Genomic DNA, 17,745 nt, shown 5'->3' with positions numbered 1-17,745 from the left:
ATGGGCAGGCGCCGGCAGGTCATCGACGTTCCCGGAGTCGCGCACGGCACCATGCCGATCCCGATGGGGGTCCGGATCGGCCAACTGGTCTTCTCCAGCGGCATCCACGGACTGGACCCGCAGACCCAACGCATCCCCGAGGACCCGGCCCGCCAGGTCGCACTGGCCTTCCAGCACATGCGCACGATCGTGGAAAACGCCGGCGGGAGTACGGACGACATCGGGATGGTGATCTTCAACCTCGCCGCCGACGAGTACCGCCCACTGGTACACGCCGAGTGGGTCGCGATGTTTCCACACGACGACGACCGCCCCGCCCGTAACACGCACATCATGCCGCTGGGCATGGGCATGATCATCCACATCCTGATGACCGCGGCCATTGAATGAGATGCTTCTATAGTTGTCAAGTGGTGCTTGGCGCTGGATGTGCGCTGGTCAGCGTGCGGAAGAGTTGCCTGCTGATGTAGCGCTTGAGTTCCCTGAGTCAAGTTGTTGGGGTGAGGGCTTGGGCGGCGCGGTGCTGCGTGGGGTTGTAGGGCGTGTTGGTGTGCCAGCATGCCCAGATGACGCGTAGCCATGCGCGGGCGACGATACGGACGGCGTGTGGGTTGCGTTTGCCGCGTGCTCGGGCGTCGGTGTAGAGCTTGGCGGCCCAGGGTGACTGGAGTCGGGCGTTGTGCGCGAATGTGGTGATCGCGGTGCGGGCTCGGGTGTTGGCTGCCCAGCGGAAGTAGACCCCGCGGACCTTTCCGGAGGCCTTGGTCACTGGGGTGGTGCCGCATTCAGCGGCGGCCTGCTCGGCGGTGCCGACGCGCATGAGGATCGGTCCGACCTCGGCGAGTAGTTGTGCCAGGTTGATCTGGCCGACGCCGGGTAGGGCGGTGAGGAGTTGGGCTCGTGGGTGGACCGCGATGATTTCCTTGATCAGCTTCTCGATGGCCTGCAGAGCGCGTAGCAGTTGGACCTGGGCGTGGATCATCGCGGTGAGGGTGGCTGTGGGCAGGGCTGTTGCGGTGGTGGGTGCGCTGCGTAGCCGCTGCAGCAGTTCGGTTGCTGTCTTGCCGCCTCGGTAGGAGTCGCGGCGCAGGAAGGCGTACATCCGGGCCTCGCCCAGGCGGTGGGCTGTCTGTGGCGTGGGGTAGTCGCTGAGGAACGCCAGCGCGATGGGCGAGGCCAGGATTGGAAGAGTTTGCGGGGTCCGGGCCAGTGTGCGTCCAGCAGGGCGGCGAGCTGGTTGGTGGCGGCGGTGCGGGCGCGGACGTGGTCTTCCCGTTGCCGGGTGAGACATTGGAGTGCGCTCAGGCCGTGGTCGGCCGGTTGCAGCCGGCGCAGTCGATGGCCGTCGGTGCGTAGGTAGTCGGCGAGTTTGTAGCTGTCGCCGGGGCCGGACTTGGCGCCGGAGGCGCCCCAGCGAGGACGAGCGGCGTTGAACGCGGTGGGGTGCACGGGGAAGACGGGATGTCCCGCAGCGAGCAGTCGATCGACGACGAATCCGTCGGGGCGTTCGATGATCACCGGTAGCTCGGTGGGATCGCCGTGGCGGGCGAGCCGGTCGAGGGCTGCGGTCAGGGCCTGTTGTGCTGGCCCAGTCCCAGCCGATGCACATCATCGCTGTGTCCTTCGTCCTTACGCGGTTGGCTCCGATGGCGAGGCCCCGCCGTGCCGGGTTCTCATTGTTCGGCCCTCGCTGGGGCGTGTCCCTTGATGCCGGTCCGGAGGCCTCGGTGTGTCAGGGGCGGCCGAACTCAAACTGGCCGTCAAGCGGCGCGGCAACGAAGCCGTCCCCCGACACTCACCGAGGAGCCACGACCCCTTGGTAGATCGTGGAATCGATACTCCCCCAATGAGGCTGCGTCCGGGGTTCCACAGATCAAGTGGCTGGCTAGTCCGCGAAATCGCGGATTGACCTGGGAAAACGTGGGTTGGCCCGGTGGCGGGGTGTGTCACTAGGCCGGGGTGTTCGTGCTGGTCAGGAGGTTGCGGGGGTGGCCTCGAAGACGCGGCGGGGCTCGGGCAGGCCGAGGGCGGTGAGGATCTTTCTCTGGCTGGTGGTGAGTTCGGTGCGTTGGCGGAAGGAGCCGGCCGGGCCGGTGAATGTGCCCAGGTGAAGGCGCTGGAGTTCGTCACGGACCGCGGGCCAGGTCTGCCCGGTGCGGGTCTCGGTGACGCGGATGAGTAGCAGGGCGAGCCAGCACAGCAGGACGTGGGCGCGGATGCGGTCCTCGGCGCGGTGGTAGACCGGCCGCAGGTCGATGATCGATTTCATGTCCCGCCAGCCGCGTTCGACCTCGAGGAGTTGCTTGTAGCCCAGGGCGATGTCCTCGGCCGACAGTTTCGGGTCGGAGCAGCGCAGTAGGAACTTGCCGTCCAGGTTGGCCTCGGCCTCGACGGCCTTCTTGTCGATGCGCAGCAGCCCGCCCGGGGTGGTGCGCAGGTAGCGTTTCAGGCCGGGTTTGGTGGAGATGACACCGCGTAGCTCGGCGCGCTTGTCTCGGCCGAGCTTGTCCGAGCCGTCGATCATCTCTTCCAGGATCGCGACCATGCGGGCCCTGATCGCGGCGTCGCGGCCGGCGGCCTCGGGATTGAAACAGATCACGAATCGGTCGTCGGTCAGGTCGCCGGACAGTCGCACTTCCTTGACCTGCAGGTTGTCCGCGACGTGCCGGTAGCGGCCCTGCCGCGACAGCGCGGCGTCGGCCTCGGGCGTGCCGCCGCGCAGCTTCTCGCCCAGGATGTAGTGACCGCCGGCCTTTTGCAGGTAGCGCCGGTTCTGCTCGGAGGTGAACCCGCGGTCGGCGACCCATACGATCCGCGACAGCGACCAGTCCCGCATGTCGTCGCGCACCTGACGGATCAGGGCGCTGTCCGCCGTACTGCCGGGCCAGGCCCAACATCTGACCGGGATGCCGTCGCCGGTGACGGCCATCCCGACCACGATCTGCGGCAGGTCGCCCCGGGAGTCCTTCGACCTGCCCCAGGTCCGAAACCCGGTCTCCTTCACCGCCGGGTCGCCGTCGCCGACCCGCACGCCCCGCTCGTCGCGGGCCACCGGCACGTCGGCGTCGGCGGTCTCGAAGTAGGTGGAGGTCGTGTCGAAGAACAGCAGGTCCACCTCCAAATTCAGCAGGTCGGCGGTGTTGTCGAACACGATCCGCCCCAGTGCCGGCTCGGCGTTGATCAGCCAGTCCATCGCCCGGTAGCAGGATTCGTCGACCACGGGCAGATCCAGGCCGTCGATCACGACGTCGTGCTCGATCCAGCGGGTCGCGGCCAGCTTCGACGACGGGGCCAGTGCGCGGTTCGCCACCAGCGCGAACAAGATCCGCTCAACCCGCGGCTCCATCCGCGTGTCGGCCAGCAGCCGCCGCATCGCCGCGTCGATGCCCAGCGCACGCCACAGTCCGTCCAGCGTGTACGCCCCGCCCAACGCGCGGGAGTCGATGAACCGCAGGTCCGCCGGGGTGGTTGCCGTCAGCGTCTCGCCCGGCTCCAACAGCCGGCACAGCGCCGCGACCAGCCGCCGGATCCCCGCGACATCCAACTGGTCCTCCCGGCCGAAGGAGTACAGCACCTTCGTCCGCGACACCTTCGCCACCGGATCCCACTCGTTGTGGGCCAGCTGCAGATAGCCCACCGTCCGGCCGTCCGCCATCCGCCGGGTCGAACGCTTCACATACACGATCAGCGACCCTAGCGATCAGCCACTAGGACACCAAGAGGAAGCCCCACGTCACTACCGGTGATCCCACAATCCGTGTCACTAGGGATTCTCGACGCTTCCGCTAGACCACAACGCCCTGACCAGCGACAGGACCAGCAGACGTGTCGCAGGACCCCGATTATCTGTGGAACCCGGGGTCAATCGGCGGGCTTGCGGACGTAGGTTCCCTTGCCTTGGTGTCCCTCGATGAGGCCCTCTCCGCGTAGCGTAAGCATCGCTGAGCGGACGACGGTGCTGCTGACCTTGTACTGCCGTTGCAGTGCGGCGGCGGACGGCAACTGGTCGCCCGGTTCCAGATCGCCGGAGGCGATCCGGGCACGGATGTCGTCGACGATCCGCGTGTACAGCGGCGTGATGCTCATGGTGCGGTTACTCCCAGCTTGGATGACCGGTTAGATATCTTTTTGCTCTTAATAGCGCGCCTAGTACTTTTTTGGTGGTGACCGAAACAGCCCGGTCGCAGGCCACCTGAGGGTCGTGCCGCCCGCAGGTTCCGTTTGTCGGCTCACCGCCCGTCGGGCCGCCGCCGACTGATTCTTGCTCAACCTGGGCGAGTAGCCCCGTATCGGGTCACCTGATCTCTGTGCCTGGGCGGCGGGCGTCTTCGGGGCAGCCAGAGTGGATCTTCGTGTAGGACTTGGCAGTCGGCTGTGGAGAGTGCTAAATAAGAACTGTCGCTGCTGGTCGATCGCGGTGATGCACCGCGGGAAGCCTGCAGTGGCTCGGCAGAATCGATCTTTGGCCGAGTGCCACGTGTCCGCCGGAAGGCCCGGCGGACGGCTCTGGAGGAGGTATCCGTGGTGCTGACTTTCGATCCTTTCCGCGAGTTCGACCGCGTCGCCGGTCAGGTGTTCGGTACCGGTACGGCCATCGCAGGCGCCGCTACCCAGGCGATGCCGCTGGATCTCTACCGCTCCGGTGACCACTACGTCCTGCACTGCGACCTCGCCGGCGTCGATCCCGGCTCGGTGCAGGTCGACGTCGACCGGCGGGTACTGACGATCCGCGCCAAGCGTTCCGCCCGCACCGACGACGACGTGCAGTGGGTCCGACGCGAACGACCGACCGGCACCTTCGAGCGGCGGATCGCCCTGGGCGACGGGCTGGACCTCGACAAGATCGCCGCGACCTGGCAGGACGGAGTCCTCACCCTGACGATCCCGCTCGCCGAGGCGTCCAAGCCGCGCCGTATCGCGATCACCGCCACCGACGGCCGCCGGCACGAGGTCGTCGAAGGTTCCGCGACGCCCGCCCTCACCAAGTCCTGACCACCTCCACACCGCCACGGCCGGGGGCGAGAGGTTCCTCTCGCCCCCGCCAGCCCGAAGACGCGCCCTGTCCGTGAGTTGGTGCTCGATCTGCGCATTGACCCAGCAAACAGGTGGCGGCCCGCGGGCGGTTGGAGAGCAGGAACGGGCCCAGACGGCCGTTCGCGCACGTGATCGACGCGTGGTTGCGGGCGGAGGTACTGCTCAGGGCACGGTGATCCACGAGCAGCCGGTGCGGCCACACGGGTTCACAGAACAAGGAGAGTTCTCACAGGCCAGCCCTTCACCATCTGGGATGAGCCCAAGCCTGAGGCTGATTACTGTGGGGTAACAGTATGTGTCCGAGGGGGCTCGAATCCCCAAGTGTCGCATTTGTACACCAAACGGGTACACATGCCACAGCCTAGCGGCTCAATCTCCATGGAGAGGGCCTCGAACGTCGACCATCGCCGCCGGATCAACAGCCGCGATCATCGTCGTCCCTCGGCCCATCGGGGCTACCGCCTGACAGCGCTGCCCTACGGCCAACGGCCAACGGCGGAGGTCGGCGACGGCGGCGAGGCGCAGCTCGGTGCGGCCAGGACGAGCCCGGTCCAGCGGTCGGCGGCAGCCGGGCGCGCAGTTTCGAGCTGGCCCAGCCGATGATCTATTTGAGCCTGCCATGCGGGTCGGGTGGCGGCGGCCACCCGATCCGGCACGAGTGGTCAGGCCCTGCCCTTCCGCCCCCGAAACAGCGTGCAGTGACACAGTGGCCACCCTGGGCAATCTGGCCGTACTCGTGCCGGGTCAGGTGCGCCTGCTCACGGAGCATTCCGGTACGAGCATCGCGCCGGATCGCCGCGTACAGGCCGATACAGGGACGGTGGCATCGGCCACCGCGTCGATGCTTCGCCGCGGCTGCGGACCGTTACCCGGCGACCAGCGCGAAGTGGGTGACCGCGCCCCCGGCCAGCGCCAAGAAGAGCATCGGAAACGCGATGTTGTGGAAGACCGATGCCCGTACGTGAGCCCCGACCGCGCACAGGTAGAACAGGACCAGCCCAGTTGCGGCCGCGAACCCGAGCGGCGCGATGCCGGTCAGGCCGATCAGCAGGCCAAGGGTGCCGGCGCCCTTGAGCGCCGCGAGATACGGCAGTATCTCCGGCCGCAGTCCGACCTCGGCCGAGTTCGCGAGGACGAACCCGGCTCGGGACAGGTCCGCTACGACGATGAAGACGTTGGCCACGACACACGCAACCGTGACGGCTACCAGCATCGTCTCGACAACGTCGCTCACGCGGCGTACCGCCCGATGACGTGAAGCGTCACCGGCGGCACCGGTCCCCCTGCCCACTCACCGACCCGGCCACGGAACGCTCCCGCCTCCGGGATTTCCAGCAGCGGGTTGGCGGTGTCATCAGGAAGGGTGAGCGTGAGCAGGAACTGTGAGCTGTCGCCGACACGGGCCGCCGTGTACTCGATGCCCGCGGGCGCCGCCTCCTCGACGGCGGCAAACAACTTCCCGATCGCTTCCTCGACCTCACCGACCCGGCGGGGGTCGGTCCGGAACTGGACGATCTGTACGCTCATGATGGGTCTCCTCCGTGCGGGGTCTGTCGTTGTCTGGTTCGCCGCCCGTCATGACGCCCGGCACGCCCGAAAGGTGACCACCCCCGTGGAGTTGACCGACGAGTTCGAGGCAGCACGCCCTCGACTCCTCTCCCTTGCCCACCGGATCCTCGGGTCCCTCGAGGACGCCGAGGACGCCGTCCAGAGCACCTGGGTACGCGCCCAAGCCGCGAGCCACGCGCAGGTTCAGACGCCCGCCGCGTGGCTCACGACAGTGACCGCACGTCTGTGTCTCGACCAGCTGCGCTCCCGTCAGCGGCGGGCAGAGATGCCGCTATTCGCCGACATGCTTCCCAGCGATAAGCTCGCTGCGGACGAGAAGTTCCTACGCCGCGAAGACGTATCCCGGGCACTCATGGTGCTGCTCAACCAACTCACCCCCGCCCAGAGGGTGGCCTACGTGCTGCACGACCTCTTCCGCGCGCCGTTCGGCGAGATCGCCGTCGTGCTGGACACGACACCGACGAACGCGAAGAAGTTGGCCAGCCGTGCACGGCAACGCCTTGCCGGAACAGATCCGGCATCCGCCGACGAGCCCGCGCAAACATCGGGCCACTGGCGGATCGTCGACGCCTTCCTCGCCGCCGCCCGCGGAGGACATATCGACACGCTCATCACGCTGATGGCCCCCGACGTCGTCCGGACCGCTGACCCGGCCGTGCTCCCCGAGGGCGGCGCCATCGAAGTCGTCGGGAATCACGCCGTAGCAGAAGAAACCCGGTACTTCACCGACCGGGTACACGCGAGCATCCCGATGCTCGTCAACGGCACCGCCGCCGTCGTCATCGCCCCCGGCGGTCACCCCCTTGCGGCCGTCACCTTCGAGTTCAAGGGCGACAGCATCGCCCGGATCGAGATCGCTCGGCTGAAGCGAACCGACGAGGTGCACCCGAGGCGCGCCACCAGCACCTCCTCTCTTGCACCCGGTGGTGTCGAGGCCCAACCCCACAGTCACACCATGCCTGGCTCAGGAATCACGGCGAGGTCGCTGCGGTAGCAACTGAAGTCAACCGATATAGACACCTATCTTGCGGCGCCAGCGCCGCCACCCCACCTGAACCTGCCTGATCTCGCATCGCCGCGGCGAGGAGCTGCCAAGTGACCGGCTGCCCGTTGACGAGGTTGGCGCCCACGCACATCGAGATGATCGACTCACCCCAGCACCGGGAGCACGATCACCGGAGCGGACCTGCTTACCTGCGGGGCGCCTGGGCGCCTCATTGATCATGGTCACCGCGCTGGCACCCGCCATCATGACCGCACACCTGCGCACGTGGCCTCGGCCCGACCGGGTCGACAACGTCGTTTAGATCCGCAGCATCGCCCGCAAGGGCGTGGAGTCGTCGCAGCGGCTCGGCCGGCACCGGCGGATCGACGCATCCTTCCTGGCCTGGCTACAGAACAACCGCCGACTCGTACGCCTCTACGAACGCAAAGCCGACCACTTCCATGCCTTCGCCGACCTCGGCTACGCCCCACTCCGCTACCGCCGACTCACCAAGGACAATCCAACCAAACTGGCCACCAGTCCGTCAGCCCACGACTGCACGTCCGCAAGCTCGAACAACGCATCCGACCGGCGGTCAGGCAGGTCATAGGGATCTCAACGAAAGCCTGCCGCGCGAGGCGAGGTGCACCGCGCGGGTCTGCTCGGTCAGCCATACCTGACGCAGCGCCAGCGCCGATGGTGGCCGGTCACGCCAGGCGTAGTACCCGGAGGCGGATACCTGCAGCACCCGGCAGCAGACCTCGACGGGCAGCCCTTCAGCAGCCATCTGCTTGATGACCGCGTACCGGTCTTTTGGGGGCACCACCTCCTTGAGCAGCTCGGCCGCGCGTCGATGCACGGCCAGCTCGGCGATACGCCGCCGGGCGGCGACCAGCTCCGCCTGGTCGGCGGAGGTGACACCGGGCATCTGGCCGGTGTCGATCAGCTCCTGGCGGCGCCAGTTGTAGATCGTCTGATCACTGATCTCCAGGTCCCGGACCAGCTCCGCGACCGACCGGCCGGCCTTAAGCAGATCAAGGACCTTACGACGAAACTCGGGTGGGTATCTCCTCGACACGTCTCTCCTCAACGAGTGAGAAGCCTGACGAGTCAACCAACCCGACTCCACCGAACCCGGGGAACATCACGCTGCTGTTCCTGCTCTTGCTGAAGCAGCTGATGTCGTGGACCGTGGCGGTGACCGGGACGCCGACGGCCCTCATGTAGCGCACGGCAGGAACCGCGGCCGCGGTCACCATCAGCACGAAGGCAAAGCCGAACGCCACCCAACTCGGACCGGTGCGTTCCTCGCTCAGCCGGTAGAGCGAGAACGGCCACATGAGCAACACACAGCACGGCACGATCGCGATTAGCCACCAGACCGGGCTCGCCAGGGCGTACGAGGCACCGAGGAGCAGCCAGGCCAACGCGGCGACGGCGAGCAGCACCACCACCCACGCTGCGGCCTGCCGGGGCCCGGACGGCGACCTCCCGAAGACCTTTATGATCGACATTCTCGGCCGTCCGGGCCGGCCGGCGGAGATCCGGCCGGGTGGGATGGCCCGTTTCCGGGACCTGCCGCCGGCCGCCGACTCTGAGACCGCGTGGCGCTGCCAGAGATGCTCGGCAAGAGCCCGGTGCTCGGCGAACAGCCTGGCGAACGCGGCCTCCAACGCCGCGATGTCGGCCGAGCCGGCGCCGGCCGGTCGGGGCCGCAGTTCGCTGTCCGGACTATCGCTCACGGTTCGATCGCCACCGCGATATACGCAAGGAGCTGCTGCATCAGCGGAGTGGATCAGGATGCCGCGGGTCGCAGATGGTCATGGCCCGGGTCGATCGCATCCTGGGTGAGCTCGACTCCAGCCCTTTGAGTCGCTCGACCGTCGGGTACACGCAAAGTCGTGCGGGCCACCCGACATTGGGGCCCGTTCAAGAGTTCCCTGGTCGCTGGCGGCTTGACGCACGCCCAGTCCGGCATCGAGGATGCCCTTGCCTGCCGGCCCAGCCCGGCGTGACCTACCGGCTGGCCGGCTCCGGCCCGTCGGTCAGCGCCGGAAGGTCCCTGAGGGCGAGGTCGAGTCGCTCGGCACATGGGCTACCAGCGGATGGTCACCTATACCCGCGCCGATGAGCCCGGCACCAGCCTTCGAGCCGCCGGCTGGACCGCCGTGGCCGATCTGCCCGCAAGCCCGGGCTGGGACAGGCCGAGCCGACCCCGTACGTCGAACGGCGCAGACCGCGTAAAACCAAAAGTGCGTGCGAACCCATGAGACGCGGGCTACTGGCAGACCCATGGGACGCGCAGATTGACCAACCGGCATACCCGCAACGGTCCGGTTTCGGACATCCGGGTATTGGCCCTGTTGGACGGGTGCGAATTGTCGGGGTGCGCGCATGTGACCAGGGCTTCTTTCGAATCCTTGTTATGGACAGGTTTCGGCGGGTGTGAGGGGGAGTACACGCGGGGGTATTTCCGCGGGTCGATCAATCCAGGTATTTTGTTCCAAGTCAGCAATCGATCATTGTGACTGTCACGTTTGGGGGCATGGGTGCCGCGGGCAGCAAAAAGACTTGACGCCGGCCGTGCGCACCCTCGGCGCCGTGTGCGCCCGCCAGGCTCGCCAGGCCGGGCGAGCGTGAAGCCGGACGCCCCGGGAGGGCGCTGCTCGGTGCCGTTGGCGCATGTCTGGGCGTGGCTGCGGTCTTTCCTGACGAGGTCCGCGACGCGCGCCGCCGTCCCGGCAGCGACAGCGGCACTCGCGCCGGAGATGGTCTCCCACGGGTCGAACTGGCCGCACGGGCCCGCTGAACGAGCGCGGCGGTTCAAGTCGCGGGTCAGCCGAGGCAATTTATTGGTGCAAGCCTATAGACAAATAGGGGCTGAGTTCTGTTTGTGCGACAGAGTCGATAATCCTCAGCGTGAAACGAAGGGATCCAAGATGTCCTCGAACAACCCGTATCGCCGCCCACCTGACAGGCCACGCCGCCGCATCACCGCAGCCGTTCTCGCCATTGCGCTCACCGTGCTCGGTCTGGTGATGGTGACGAGCCCGGCTCGCGCGGCCGGGACGGTGCCAGCGATCGCCTACATCCTCGATTCGTCCACCGCCGGAGCCCGGGTGCTGGTCGTCGACATGATCGACGGCACCATCATGGGCTCGATCCCGACCGGCACCACGGCCGCGAGGATGGCCGTCACCCCTGACGGCACCCGCGCCTACGTCACCAAGTCTGGGCAAGACATGTTGGTGATCGACACGGCCACGGACAGGGTCATCGCCAACGTCGACGTCGGAAACTATGCCAGCAGCCTGGCGTTCCCCACTTGGTCAAGATGGTGTGAGACACCCCGTGTGAGTGGGGTGCTGACCTGAGGGCGGGGATCGGAGATCCTTGTGTACGTGTCCACTTCATCTGGCAAGGAGTCGGCGTCCGGTGGCGGGGCTGATCCGGCGCCGAAGCCGTCGCGGCGGGTTTTCAGCCCGGAGTACAAGCTCGCGATGGTCGCCGAGTACGAGAGCGCCGCGAACGGGGAGAAAGGCGCGATCCTGCGCCGGGAGGGCTTGTACTCATCGCACATCATTGAATGGACGCGAGCCCGCGACGCCGGGCAACTCGGCAACGGAGGCGCCGAGAAAACGGACGCCGCCACGACTGTGGCCGGGGCGCGAGTGAAGAAGTCCGCGGAACAGATCGAATTGGAGAAGCTGCGCCGGCAGAACGAGAAACTGCAGGCGGATCTGAAGAAGACCCGTATGGCGTTGGATATTATGGGAAAAGCGCACGCGCTCTTGGAAGAACTCTCCGAGAGCGCGGACGACGACAGCCCGCCGAAGAGATCCTGACCGCCGTGTTCGGCGAGTTGCGCGACGCGGATATCTCGGTGCAGCGGGCGTGCGCGCTGACTGGGACCTCGCGGGCGACCTACTATCGGCGGGCGAAGCCGGTCGGACCGCGGCACGGGCCGTGGCTGCCGCGGACCCCGCCGCCGCAAGCGCTCAGCACGGCCGAACGTGACCGGGTGCTGGCGGTGTTGAACTCGCCGGTATACGCCGACCTGGCGATCCCGCAGGTCTGGGCCCGGGAACTCGATGCGGGCAGGTACCACTGCTCGATGTCCACGATGTATCGCATCGCCCGGGCGGCCGGGCAGAGCCGGGAACGACGCCGGCTGGCGACTCATCCACCCCGGGTGCGTCCAGAGCTGGTCGCGACCGGGCCCGGTCAGGTGTGGTCCTGGGACATCACCGCGTTGAAAGGACCCGTCAAAGGCGTCTGGTACAGATGTTACGTCGTTATTGACATCTACTCACGTTACGTCACCGGCTGGCTCGTCGCCGCCGGTGAGGACGCGATCGTGGCCCGTGACTTCCTGGCCGACGCGATCAGCCGTAACGGGATCGAGCCGCACACCATCCACGCCGACCGTGGCGGCGCCATGGTGTCGAAGCCGGTATCGGAAATGCTCGTCGACCTCGGAGTCCTACGTTCGCATTCCCGGCCTCGGACCTCGAACGACAACCCGTACTCCGAAGCTCAGTTCAAGACGATGAAATACGTGCCGGACTTCCCGGATAGGTTCGGATCCCTCGCTGACGCGAGAGCCTTCTGTGACGCCTTCTTCACCGCCTACAATCACGAGCATCGGCATTCCGGGATCGGCTGGCACACTCCGGCGTCGGTGCACTACGGCACCGCCGAGCAAATCCGTGAGCAACGCCAACGCGCCCTCGACGCGGCCCACGCCGCCCACCCGGACCGGTTCAACCGCCGGCCGCGCGCACCGAAACTGCCCGACCAGGCCTGGATCAACCAGCCGACCCAGAAGGAACAGACCGTCTCAGTTTGACTTGACAACTACCGTTCAGCCCGGACGGCACACGCCTCTACGTCGCCAGGGGTCAGACCATTTCTGTGATCAACACCGCCACCAACGCGGTGACCGGCACCATCACCGGCGTGGGTGCCCCGAGTAGTGTCTCGGTCAGCTTGGCGGTAAGCCCGGACGGCACACGCCTCTACGCCCCTGACACCGGCGGACGGCTTTGGGGGATCGACACCACAACCAACACGATCATTGCCACCATCGACATGGGCTACACCTCCGGGATACGCGGACTGGCGTTCAGCCCGAGCAGCCCCAACCTCCTCTTCGTCACCAACTCCGGCTACAACTATGTGTCAGTCATCGACACCACCACCAACACCGGCGTAGCCACCATTGCCGTGGGCGGCCAACCCAGCGATGTGGTCTTCGGCCTGGACGGAGCCTATGCGTACGTCGCCAACGACTCTGGCAGCAGTGTCTCGGTCATCGACACCGCCACCAGAACGGTCGTAGCCACCATCGGCACCGGCGCCTACATGACAGCTCTCACGCTGACCCCCGACGGCGCCCACGTCTACGCCATCAGCAGATTCAGCCCCAGAATGTACGTGATCGACACCGCAACCAACGCGGTTGTCTCTTGGTACCCGCTGAACGGAGTACTCCCCTCGACGATCGCCGCGTTTCCCTGGTCCGCGCCGGTGGTGACCGGTGTCGAGCCGAGCAGCGGTCCAGTCACGGGCGGCAACACCGTAACCGTCACCGGCAACAGGCTCAACAAGGCGACGATCACCTTCGGGGCCGCAGGGCCGGCCAGCGGGGTGTCGTGCACCACCACATCGTGCAGCGCGACCGCCCCACCCGGCCCGCTGGGTGTCGTGGACCTCCAGCTGAGCACTCCTGGTGGCACTGTCGCCGCCGGCCAGTACACCCACCTACCCGTCCCGGTGGTCACCAGCGTCAGCCCCAGCAGCGGCCCGGTCGCCGGCGGAACCACGGTGACGATCACCGGCACCGACCTCGAAGACGCCACCGAGGTCACCTTTGGACCCGGCCGCCGGGCCACGGACCTCGTCTGCACAGCGACCTCGTGCAGTGTGACGGCCCCCGCGGGACCAGCGGGCACGGTGCACGTGCAGGTGATCTCGCCGACCGGAACCAGCGCTACAAACGACGCCGACCGGTACACCTACCTGCCCCCGCCCGTCGTGACCGCGATCCACCCCGACCGCGGTCCCACGACAGGTGGCACCACGGTGACGATCACCGGCACCAACCTCGCCGACGCCACCGCCATCACGTTCGGGCCCGGGAACACCGCCACCGACGTGTCGTGTACGGCGACCTCGTGCACCGCCGTGGCTCCACCCGGCACGGGCACGGTGCAGGTGCGGGTCACCACTGCGGGCGGGACGAGCGGCAGCGCCCAGTACACCTACAACGATTCGCCCGTGGTGACTGCGGTCAGCCCCAATGCTGGCCCCGCAGCTGGCGGTAACACGGTGACGATCACCGGCACCAACCTGGCCGGTGCCACCGGTATTACGTTCGGGTCGGGGAACAACGCCACCGATGTGTCTTGCACGGCGATCCTGTGTACGGCTGTGGCTCCGGCCGGAAACGCTGGCGACGTCCACGTACAGGTCACCACGCCCGGCGGAACCAGCGCCACCAGCGACGCCGACCGGTACACCTACGTGTCGGCGCCGACCGTCACAGCGGTCAGCCCCAACACGGGCCCACTGGCTGGCGGTAACACGGTCACGATCACCGGGACCGACCTGGCCGGCGCCACCATCACCTTCGGGTCGGGGAACAACGCCACCGACGTGTCCTGCACCGCCACCTCCTGCACGGCCGTCGCTCCGACCGGAAACGCTGGCGACGTCCACGTACAGGCCACGACCATCGGCGGAACCAGCGCCACCAGCGTCGACAACCAGTACACCTACGTGCCGGTGCCCACCGTTACCGCAGTCACCCCCGACGCTGGCCCCACGGCCGGCGGTAACACGGTCACGATCACCGGCACCGACCTGGCCGGTGCGACTGCGGTCACGTTCGGGTCCGGTAACAACGGCACCGATGTGTCCTGCACGGCGACCCTGTGTACGGCTGTGGCTCCGGCCGGAAGCGCGGGCGAGGTTCACGTGCAGGTGACCACGCCCGGTGGGACCAGTGCTACGAGCGACGCTGACCGGTACACGTACGTGTCGGCGCCGACCGTCACTGCGGTCAGCCCCAATGCTGGCCCACTGGCTGGCGGTAACACGGTCACGATCACCGGGACCGACCTGGCCGGCGCCACCATCACCTTCGGGTCGGGGAACAACGCCCACCGACGTGTCCTGCACCACCACCTCCTGCACCGCTGTCGCTCCGACCGGAAACGCTGGCGACGTTCACGTGCAAGTCACCACGCCCGGCGGAACCAGCGCCACCAGCGTCGACAACCAGTACACCTACGTGCCGGTGCCTGTGGTGACCGCGATCCACCCCGACGCTGGCCCCGCAGCCGGCGGTAACACGGTCACGATCACCGGGACCGACCTGGCCGGCGCCACCATCACCTTCGGGTCGGGGAACAACGCCACCGACGTGTCCTGCACCACCACCTCCTGCACGGCCGTCGCTCCGACCGGAAACGCTGGCGACGTCCACGTACAGGCCACGACCATCGGCGGAACCAGCGCCACCAGCGTCGACAACCAGTACACCTACGTGCCGGCACCCACCATCACCGCGGTCAGCCCCAACACGGGCCCACCGGCCGGCGGTAACACGGTCACGATCACCGGGACCGACCTGGCCGGCGCCACCATCACCTTCGGGTCGGGGAACAACGCCACCGACGTGTCCTGCACCGCCACCTCCTGCACGGCCGTCGTACCGGCGGGAAGCATCGGAACGCTCCACGTACAGGCCACGACCATCGGCGGAACCAGCGCCACCAGCGTCGACAACCAGTACACCTACGCGGCTGCGGACCTGAGCGTGGCTATGACCGCCACCGGTGTGCCCGGGCTGCTCAACGGGCACATCGACTACACCATCACCATCACGAACAAGGGTCCCTCGACCCTGAGCTCGGCGACTGTCACCGCCACGCTGCCCATCCCCATGACGGCGACCAGCTCCGACTGCACCACCGGCGCCGGTAACGTCACCTGTGCCGTGGGGCCGCTGGCCAGCGGCGCCAGCGTCACCCGCAGCATCAGGGTCCCGGTTGGCCTGCTCACGATCGGGATCCCCTACACCGTCACCGCGACTCGCACCGCCAGCGCACCCGTCGACCTCAACCCCAACAACGACAGCGCCTCTCGAAGCTGCACCGTCGTGAGCTCGCTGATCATCCTCTGCCACTAGGTACCACCAGGAAGGGCGTCGCCCGACCAACCACGCACACCCCCGACCAGGACGGGGAAGGCAAGCTCGTCGTCCAGCGTCACGCTGCGGTCCCAGCCACCGCACGGCGGCCGATGAGAGCCTTCCCCGTCCCAGCGGGAATCTCCACGGTGATGTGATGCCATGGACAACCCGCTGTCGGGCCTGACCCGGTTGGCCTCCCGCCGCTGGCTCTGGCACGAAGTTGGTGAATCGGACCGGCCCCGGTGCTCGGGTCTGGTCCGATGTGGATGGCCATGTTCGCGGTGTGATCATGGCCTGGAAGGGCTGCTGCCTCATCTTGCGGCCCTGCGGATCAGGAGCGTATGTGCCGAGGGGCGGTCGGTCTGGCTGGATGCCGACGTTTCGGCTGGTGGCGCGCGGTGTCCGGACTGCGGGTCACAGTCGGCGCGGGTGTACAGCCGGTACCGGCGGGTCCTGGCAGGCCCGGGGGATCGGTGGCCGGCAGACGCTGCTGCGGGTGCATATCCGGCGGTTCTTCTGCGATGACACCGCCTGTGGCCGGCGGACTTTCGCGGAGCAGGTGCTGGATCTGACGGCACCGTATGTCCGCCGTACTCCGCTGTTGTGCGGCATTCTGGAGAAGATCGCGCTGGCTCTGGGAGGCCGTCCGGGTGCGCGGATGACGCGCCTGCTGGCCGTCGGGGTGTCCGGCACAACCCTGTTGCGGCTGGTCCGGGCGTTGCCGGTGCCCGAGATCGGCACGGTGACGGTGGTCGGCGTCGACGACTTCGCGTTCCGCAAGGGACGTAACTACGGCAGCATCATCGTCGGCATGCACACCGGCCGGCCTGTCGACCTGCTGCCCGACCGCCGCGCCGACAGCTTCGCCGACTGGCTGCGTGTCCACCCGGGCGCCGAGGTGGTCTGCCGTGACCGGGCCAGCGGCTACGCCGAAGGCGCCAGGCTGGGCGCGCCGGACGCGATCCAGGTCGCCGACCGGTTCCACCTGCTCTACAACCTCACCCAAGCCGTCGACCGGGTCGTCCGCGCCCACCGCCCGTGCCTCAAGGACCGGCCCGAAGCCGAAGCCGTCGCGCAACCGCGCCCGCCAACCGATGGTAGGCAGGGCCGCCGCGCCCAGACGACCCGGCAACGGCACGCCGAGATCCACGTCCTGCACGACGGCGGCCGCCCGCCACGCGCGCATGATCCCGGTGGTCAATGCGCATTGACGGCGGAGGCCGGGGCGAGTTCCGCATCCGCCTGGTCGACGAGCGCGACTTCCTCCTCGACAAGCGTGACTCGGACCCGGCGCCGGGCGCCCGCGTGACTGGCCGTACGCACAGCTGCTCGGCGGAGGCGATGCACCCCACTGCCGCAATGCGATGAAGAGGAGCTTCCGCTGCTCGCCGGCGGGGGCGAGCGTATAGGCGCGGCGTGTGCGCCGGCCGGGTTCCTGATAGGGAGTCTTCTCCATGATCCCGTCGATGAGCGCTTCGTGGAGGCGGGAGCCAACTTCATCGACACGGCTGACACCTACCAGGAGGGCCAGTCGGAGCAACTGCTGGGCGAGTTCATCCAGGCAGATCGCGATGACCTGGTGCTCGCCAGGAAGTTCACGGTCGGTGCCTGCCCCGGCCTCGGCATCTCGCGCACCGGCAACAGCCGTAAGAACCTCGCAACTCAGTCGAGGCGAGTCTGAAGCCGAACCCGCCGGCGTCGACGTCCACGTCCAGGCGCCGCCGCACAGCACGCACCTCGTACGTCCGCTGCCGGCGGGCTGCACGGTCGCGCGCCCGCCGTCGTGCGCTGCACCTGACGACAGGTCCCGCGACCGGCCGGCGGGCAGCCAAAGCCGGTACAACCGTGGGCGGCGAGGTCGGTTCGGCCAGTTCACCGTGGTCAGACGTCCGGCGACCCGCTGCTACCCGGCCGAGGTCAGCGTGTAGCGGGCTAGTGATCACTACTGACGATCGAATGG

At 67.6% G+C, this 17,745-nt stretch carries 17 protein-coding genes and 3 pseudogenes; 12 read left to right on the top strand and 8 right to left on the bottom strand.

Features of this window, described 5'->3' with window-relative positions; translation table 11 throughout:
• On the top strand, positions 1–390 hold the full coding sequence (locus QCD66_RS11230) for a RidA family protein (protein ID WP_375735492.1): 390 nt from the start codon (positions 1–3) through the stop codon (positions 388–390).
• Between the two features lie 97 nt (positions 391–487).
• On the opposite strand, the gene QCD66_RS11225 is transcribed toward QCD66_RS11230, so the two are convergent.
• From QCD66_RS11225 to QCD66_RS11210, 4 genes and pseudogenes are all read right to left on the bottom strand, one after another.
• Positions 488–1,102: a transposase gene (locus tag QCD66_RS11225; RefSeq protein ID WP_375735491.1), complete on the bottom strand. Its 615-nt coding sequence runs from the start codon at positions 1,100–1,102 to the stop codon at positions 488–490.
• Positions 1,103–1,215: 113 nt separating this feature from the next.
• Positions 1,216–1,572 (bottom strand): annotated as a pseudogene (locus QCD66_RS11220) (transposase); the annotation flags it as partial.
• 400 nt (positions 1,573–1,972) lie between these two features.
• A complete protein-coding gene (locus tag QCD66_RS11215) occupies positions 1,973–3,682 on the bottom strand; it encodes an IS1634 family transposase (protein WP_375735490.1) in 1,710 nt (569 codons plus the stop codon).
• 179 nt (positions 3,683–3,861) lie between these two features.
• On the bottom strand, positions 3,862–4,086 hold the full coding sequence (locus QCD66_RS11210) for a winged helix-turn-helix domain-containing protein (protein WP_375735489.1): 225 nt from the start codon (positions 4,084–4,086) through the stop codon (positions 3,862–3,864).
• 435 nt (positions 4,087–4,521) lie between these two features.
• Between QCD66_RS11210 and QCD66_RS11205 the strand changes: the two genes are divergently transcribed.
• Entirely contained in the window at positions 4,522–4,992 is a 471-nt protein-coding gene (locus QCD66_RS11205) for an Hsp20/alpha crystallin family protein (protein ID WP_407567112.1), read from the top strand.
• Between the two features lie 907 nt (positions 4,993–5,899).
• On the opposite strand, the gene QCD66_RS11200 is transcribed toward QCD66_RS11205, so the two are convergent.
• Together QCD66_RS11200 and QCD66_RS11195 are read right to left on the bottom strand one after the other, a co-directional pair.
• Complete coding sequence (locus QCD66_RS11200; RefSeq protein ID WP_375737176.1) at positions 5,900–6,268, bottom strand: DoxX family protein; 369 nt, start codon at positions 6,266–6,268, stop codon at positions 5,900–5,902.
• Entirely contained in the window at positions 6,265–6,561 is a 297-nt protein-coding gene (locus QCD66_RS11195) for a hypothetical protein (protein WP_375737175.1), read from the bottom strand. The genes QCD66_RS11200 and QCD66_RS11195 overlap by 4 nt, the downstream gene beginning before the upstream one ends.
• 85 nt (positions 6,562–6,646) lie before the next feature.
• Between QCD66_RS11195 and QCD66_RS11190 the strand changes: the two genes are divergently transcribed.
• Positions 6,647–7,597, top strand: coding sequence for a sigma-70 family RNA polymerase sigma factor (locus QCD66_RS11190; RefSeq protein ID WP_375737174.1), 951 nt, complete (start codon positions 6,647–6,649; stop codon positions 7,595–7,597).
• 595 nt (positions 7,598–8,192) lie between these two features.
• Here the strand turns inward: QCD66_RS11190 and QCD66_RS11185 are convergent.
• Both QCD66_RS11185 and QCD66_RS11180 read right to left on the bottom strand, forming a co-directional pair.
• Positions 8,193–8,666, bottom strand: coding sequence for a transposase (locus QCD66_RS11185; protein WP_375737173.1), 474 nt, complete (start codon positions 8,664–8,666; stop codon positions 8,193–8,195).
• Positions 8,632–9,261: a hypothetical protein gene (locus QCD66_RS11180; RefSeq protein ID WP_407567111.1), complete on the bottom strand. Its 630-nt coding sequence runs from the start codon at positions 9,259–9,261 to the stop codon at positions 8,632–8,634. The genes QCD66_RS11185 and QCD66_RS11180 overlap by 35 nt, the downstream gene beginning before the upstream one ends.
• Positions 9,262–9,675: 414 nt before the next feature.
• Between QCD66_RS11180 and QCD66_RS11175 the strand changes: the two are divergent.
• The 9 genes and pseudogenes from QCD66_RS11175 to QCD66_RS11135 form a co-directional block, all read left to right on the top strand.
• Positions 9,676–9,858, top strand: a pseudogene (locus QCD66_RS11175) (XF1762 family protein); the annotation flags it as partial.
• Between the two features lie 669 nt (positions 9,859–10,527).
• Positions 10,528–10,962 (top strand): YncE family protein, encoded by a 435-nt coding sequence (locus tag QCD66_RS11170; RefSeq protein WP_375737171.1) that lies wholly within the window; start codon positions 10,528–10,530, stop codon positions 10,960–10,962.
• Positions 10,963–10,989: 27 nt separating this feature from the next.
• Entirely contained in the window at positions 10,990–11,433 is a 444-nt protein-coding gene (locus tag QCD66_RS11165) for a hypothetical protein (RefSeq protein ID WP_407566786.1), read from the top strand.
• Between the two features lie 5 nt (positions 11,434–11,438).
• Positions 11,439–12,437, top strand: a complete 999-nt coding sequence (locus QCD66_RS11160) for an IS3 family transposase (protein WP_407566942.1) — start codon at positions 11,439–11,441, stop codon at positions 12,435–12,437.
• 32 nt (positions 12,438–12,469) lie between these two features.
• Positions 12,470–12,565, top strand: a pseudogene (locus tag QCD66_RS11155) (hypothetical protein); the annotation flags it as partial.
• A gap of 114 nt (positions 12,566–12,679) precedes the next feature.
• On the top strand, positions 12,680–14,941 hold the full coding sequence (locus QCD66_RS11150) for an IPT/TIG domain-containing protein (protein WP_407567110.1): 2,262 nt from the start codon (positions 12,680–12,682) through the stop codon (positions 14,939–14,941).
• Positions 14,898–15,782 (top strand): IPT/TIG domain-containing protein, encoded by an 885-nt coding sequence (locus QCD66_RS11145; RefSeq protein WP_407567109.1) that lies wholly within the window; start codon positions 14,898–14,900, stop codon positions 15,780–15,782. The genes QCD66_RS11150 and QCD66_RS11145 overlap by 44 nt, the downstream gene beginning before the upstream one ends.
• 292 nt (positions 15,783–16,074) lie before the next feature.
• Positions 16,075–17,094: an ISL3 family transposase gene (locus QCD66_RS11140; RefSeq protein WP_375736866.1), complete on the top strand. Its 1,020-nt coding sequence runs from the start codon at positions 16,075–16,077 to the stop codon at positions 17,092–17,094.
• A 168-nt stretch (positions 17,095–17,262) separates the two neighbouring features.
• A complete protein-coding gene (locus QCD66_RS11135) occupies positions 17,263–17,466 on the top strand; it encodes an aldo/keto reductase (protein ID WP_375736859.1) in 204 nt (67 codons plus the stop codon).
• Positions 17,467–17,745: the final 279 nt, after the last annotated feature.

Origin of the sequence: Polymorphospora sp. A560 (genome assembly GCF_045781765.1) — a bacterium.
Lineage (GTDB): Bacteria > Actinomycetota > Actinomycetes > Mycobacteriales > Micromonosporaceae > Polymorphospora > Polymorphospora lycopeni.
The sequence above is the reverse complement of the archived record's forward strand: the minus strand, read 5'-3'. Positions and strand labels throughout refer to the sequence as shown.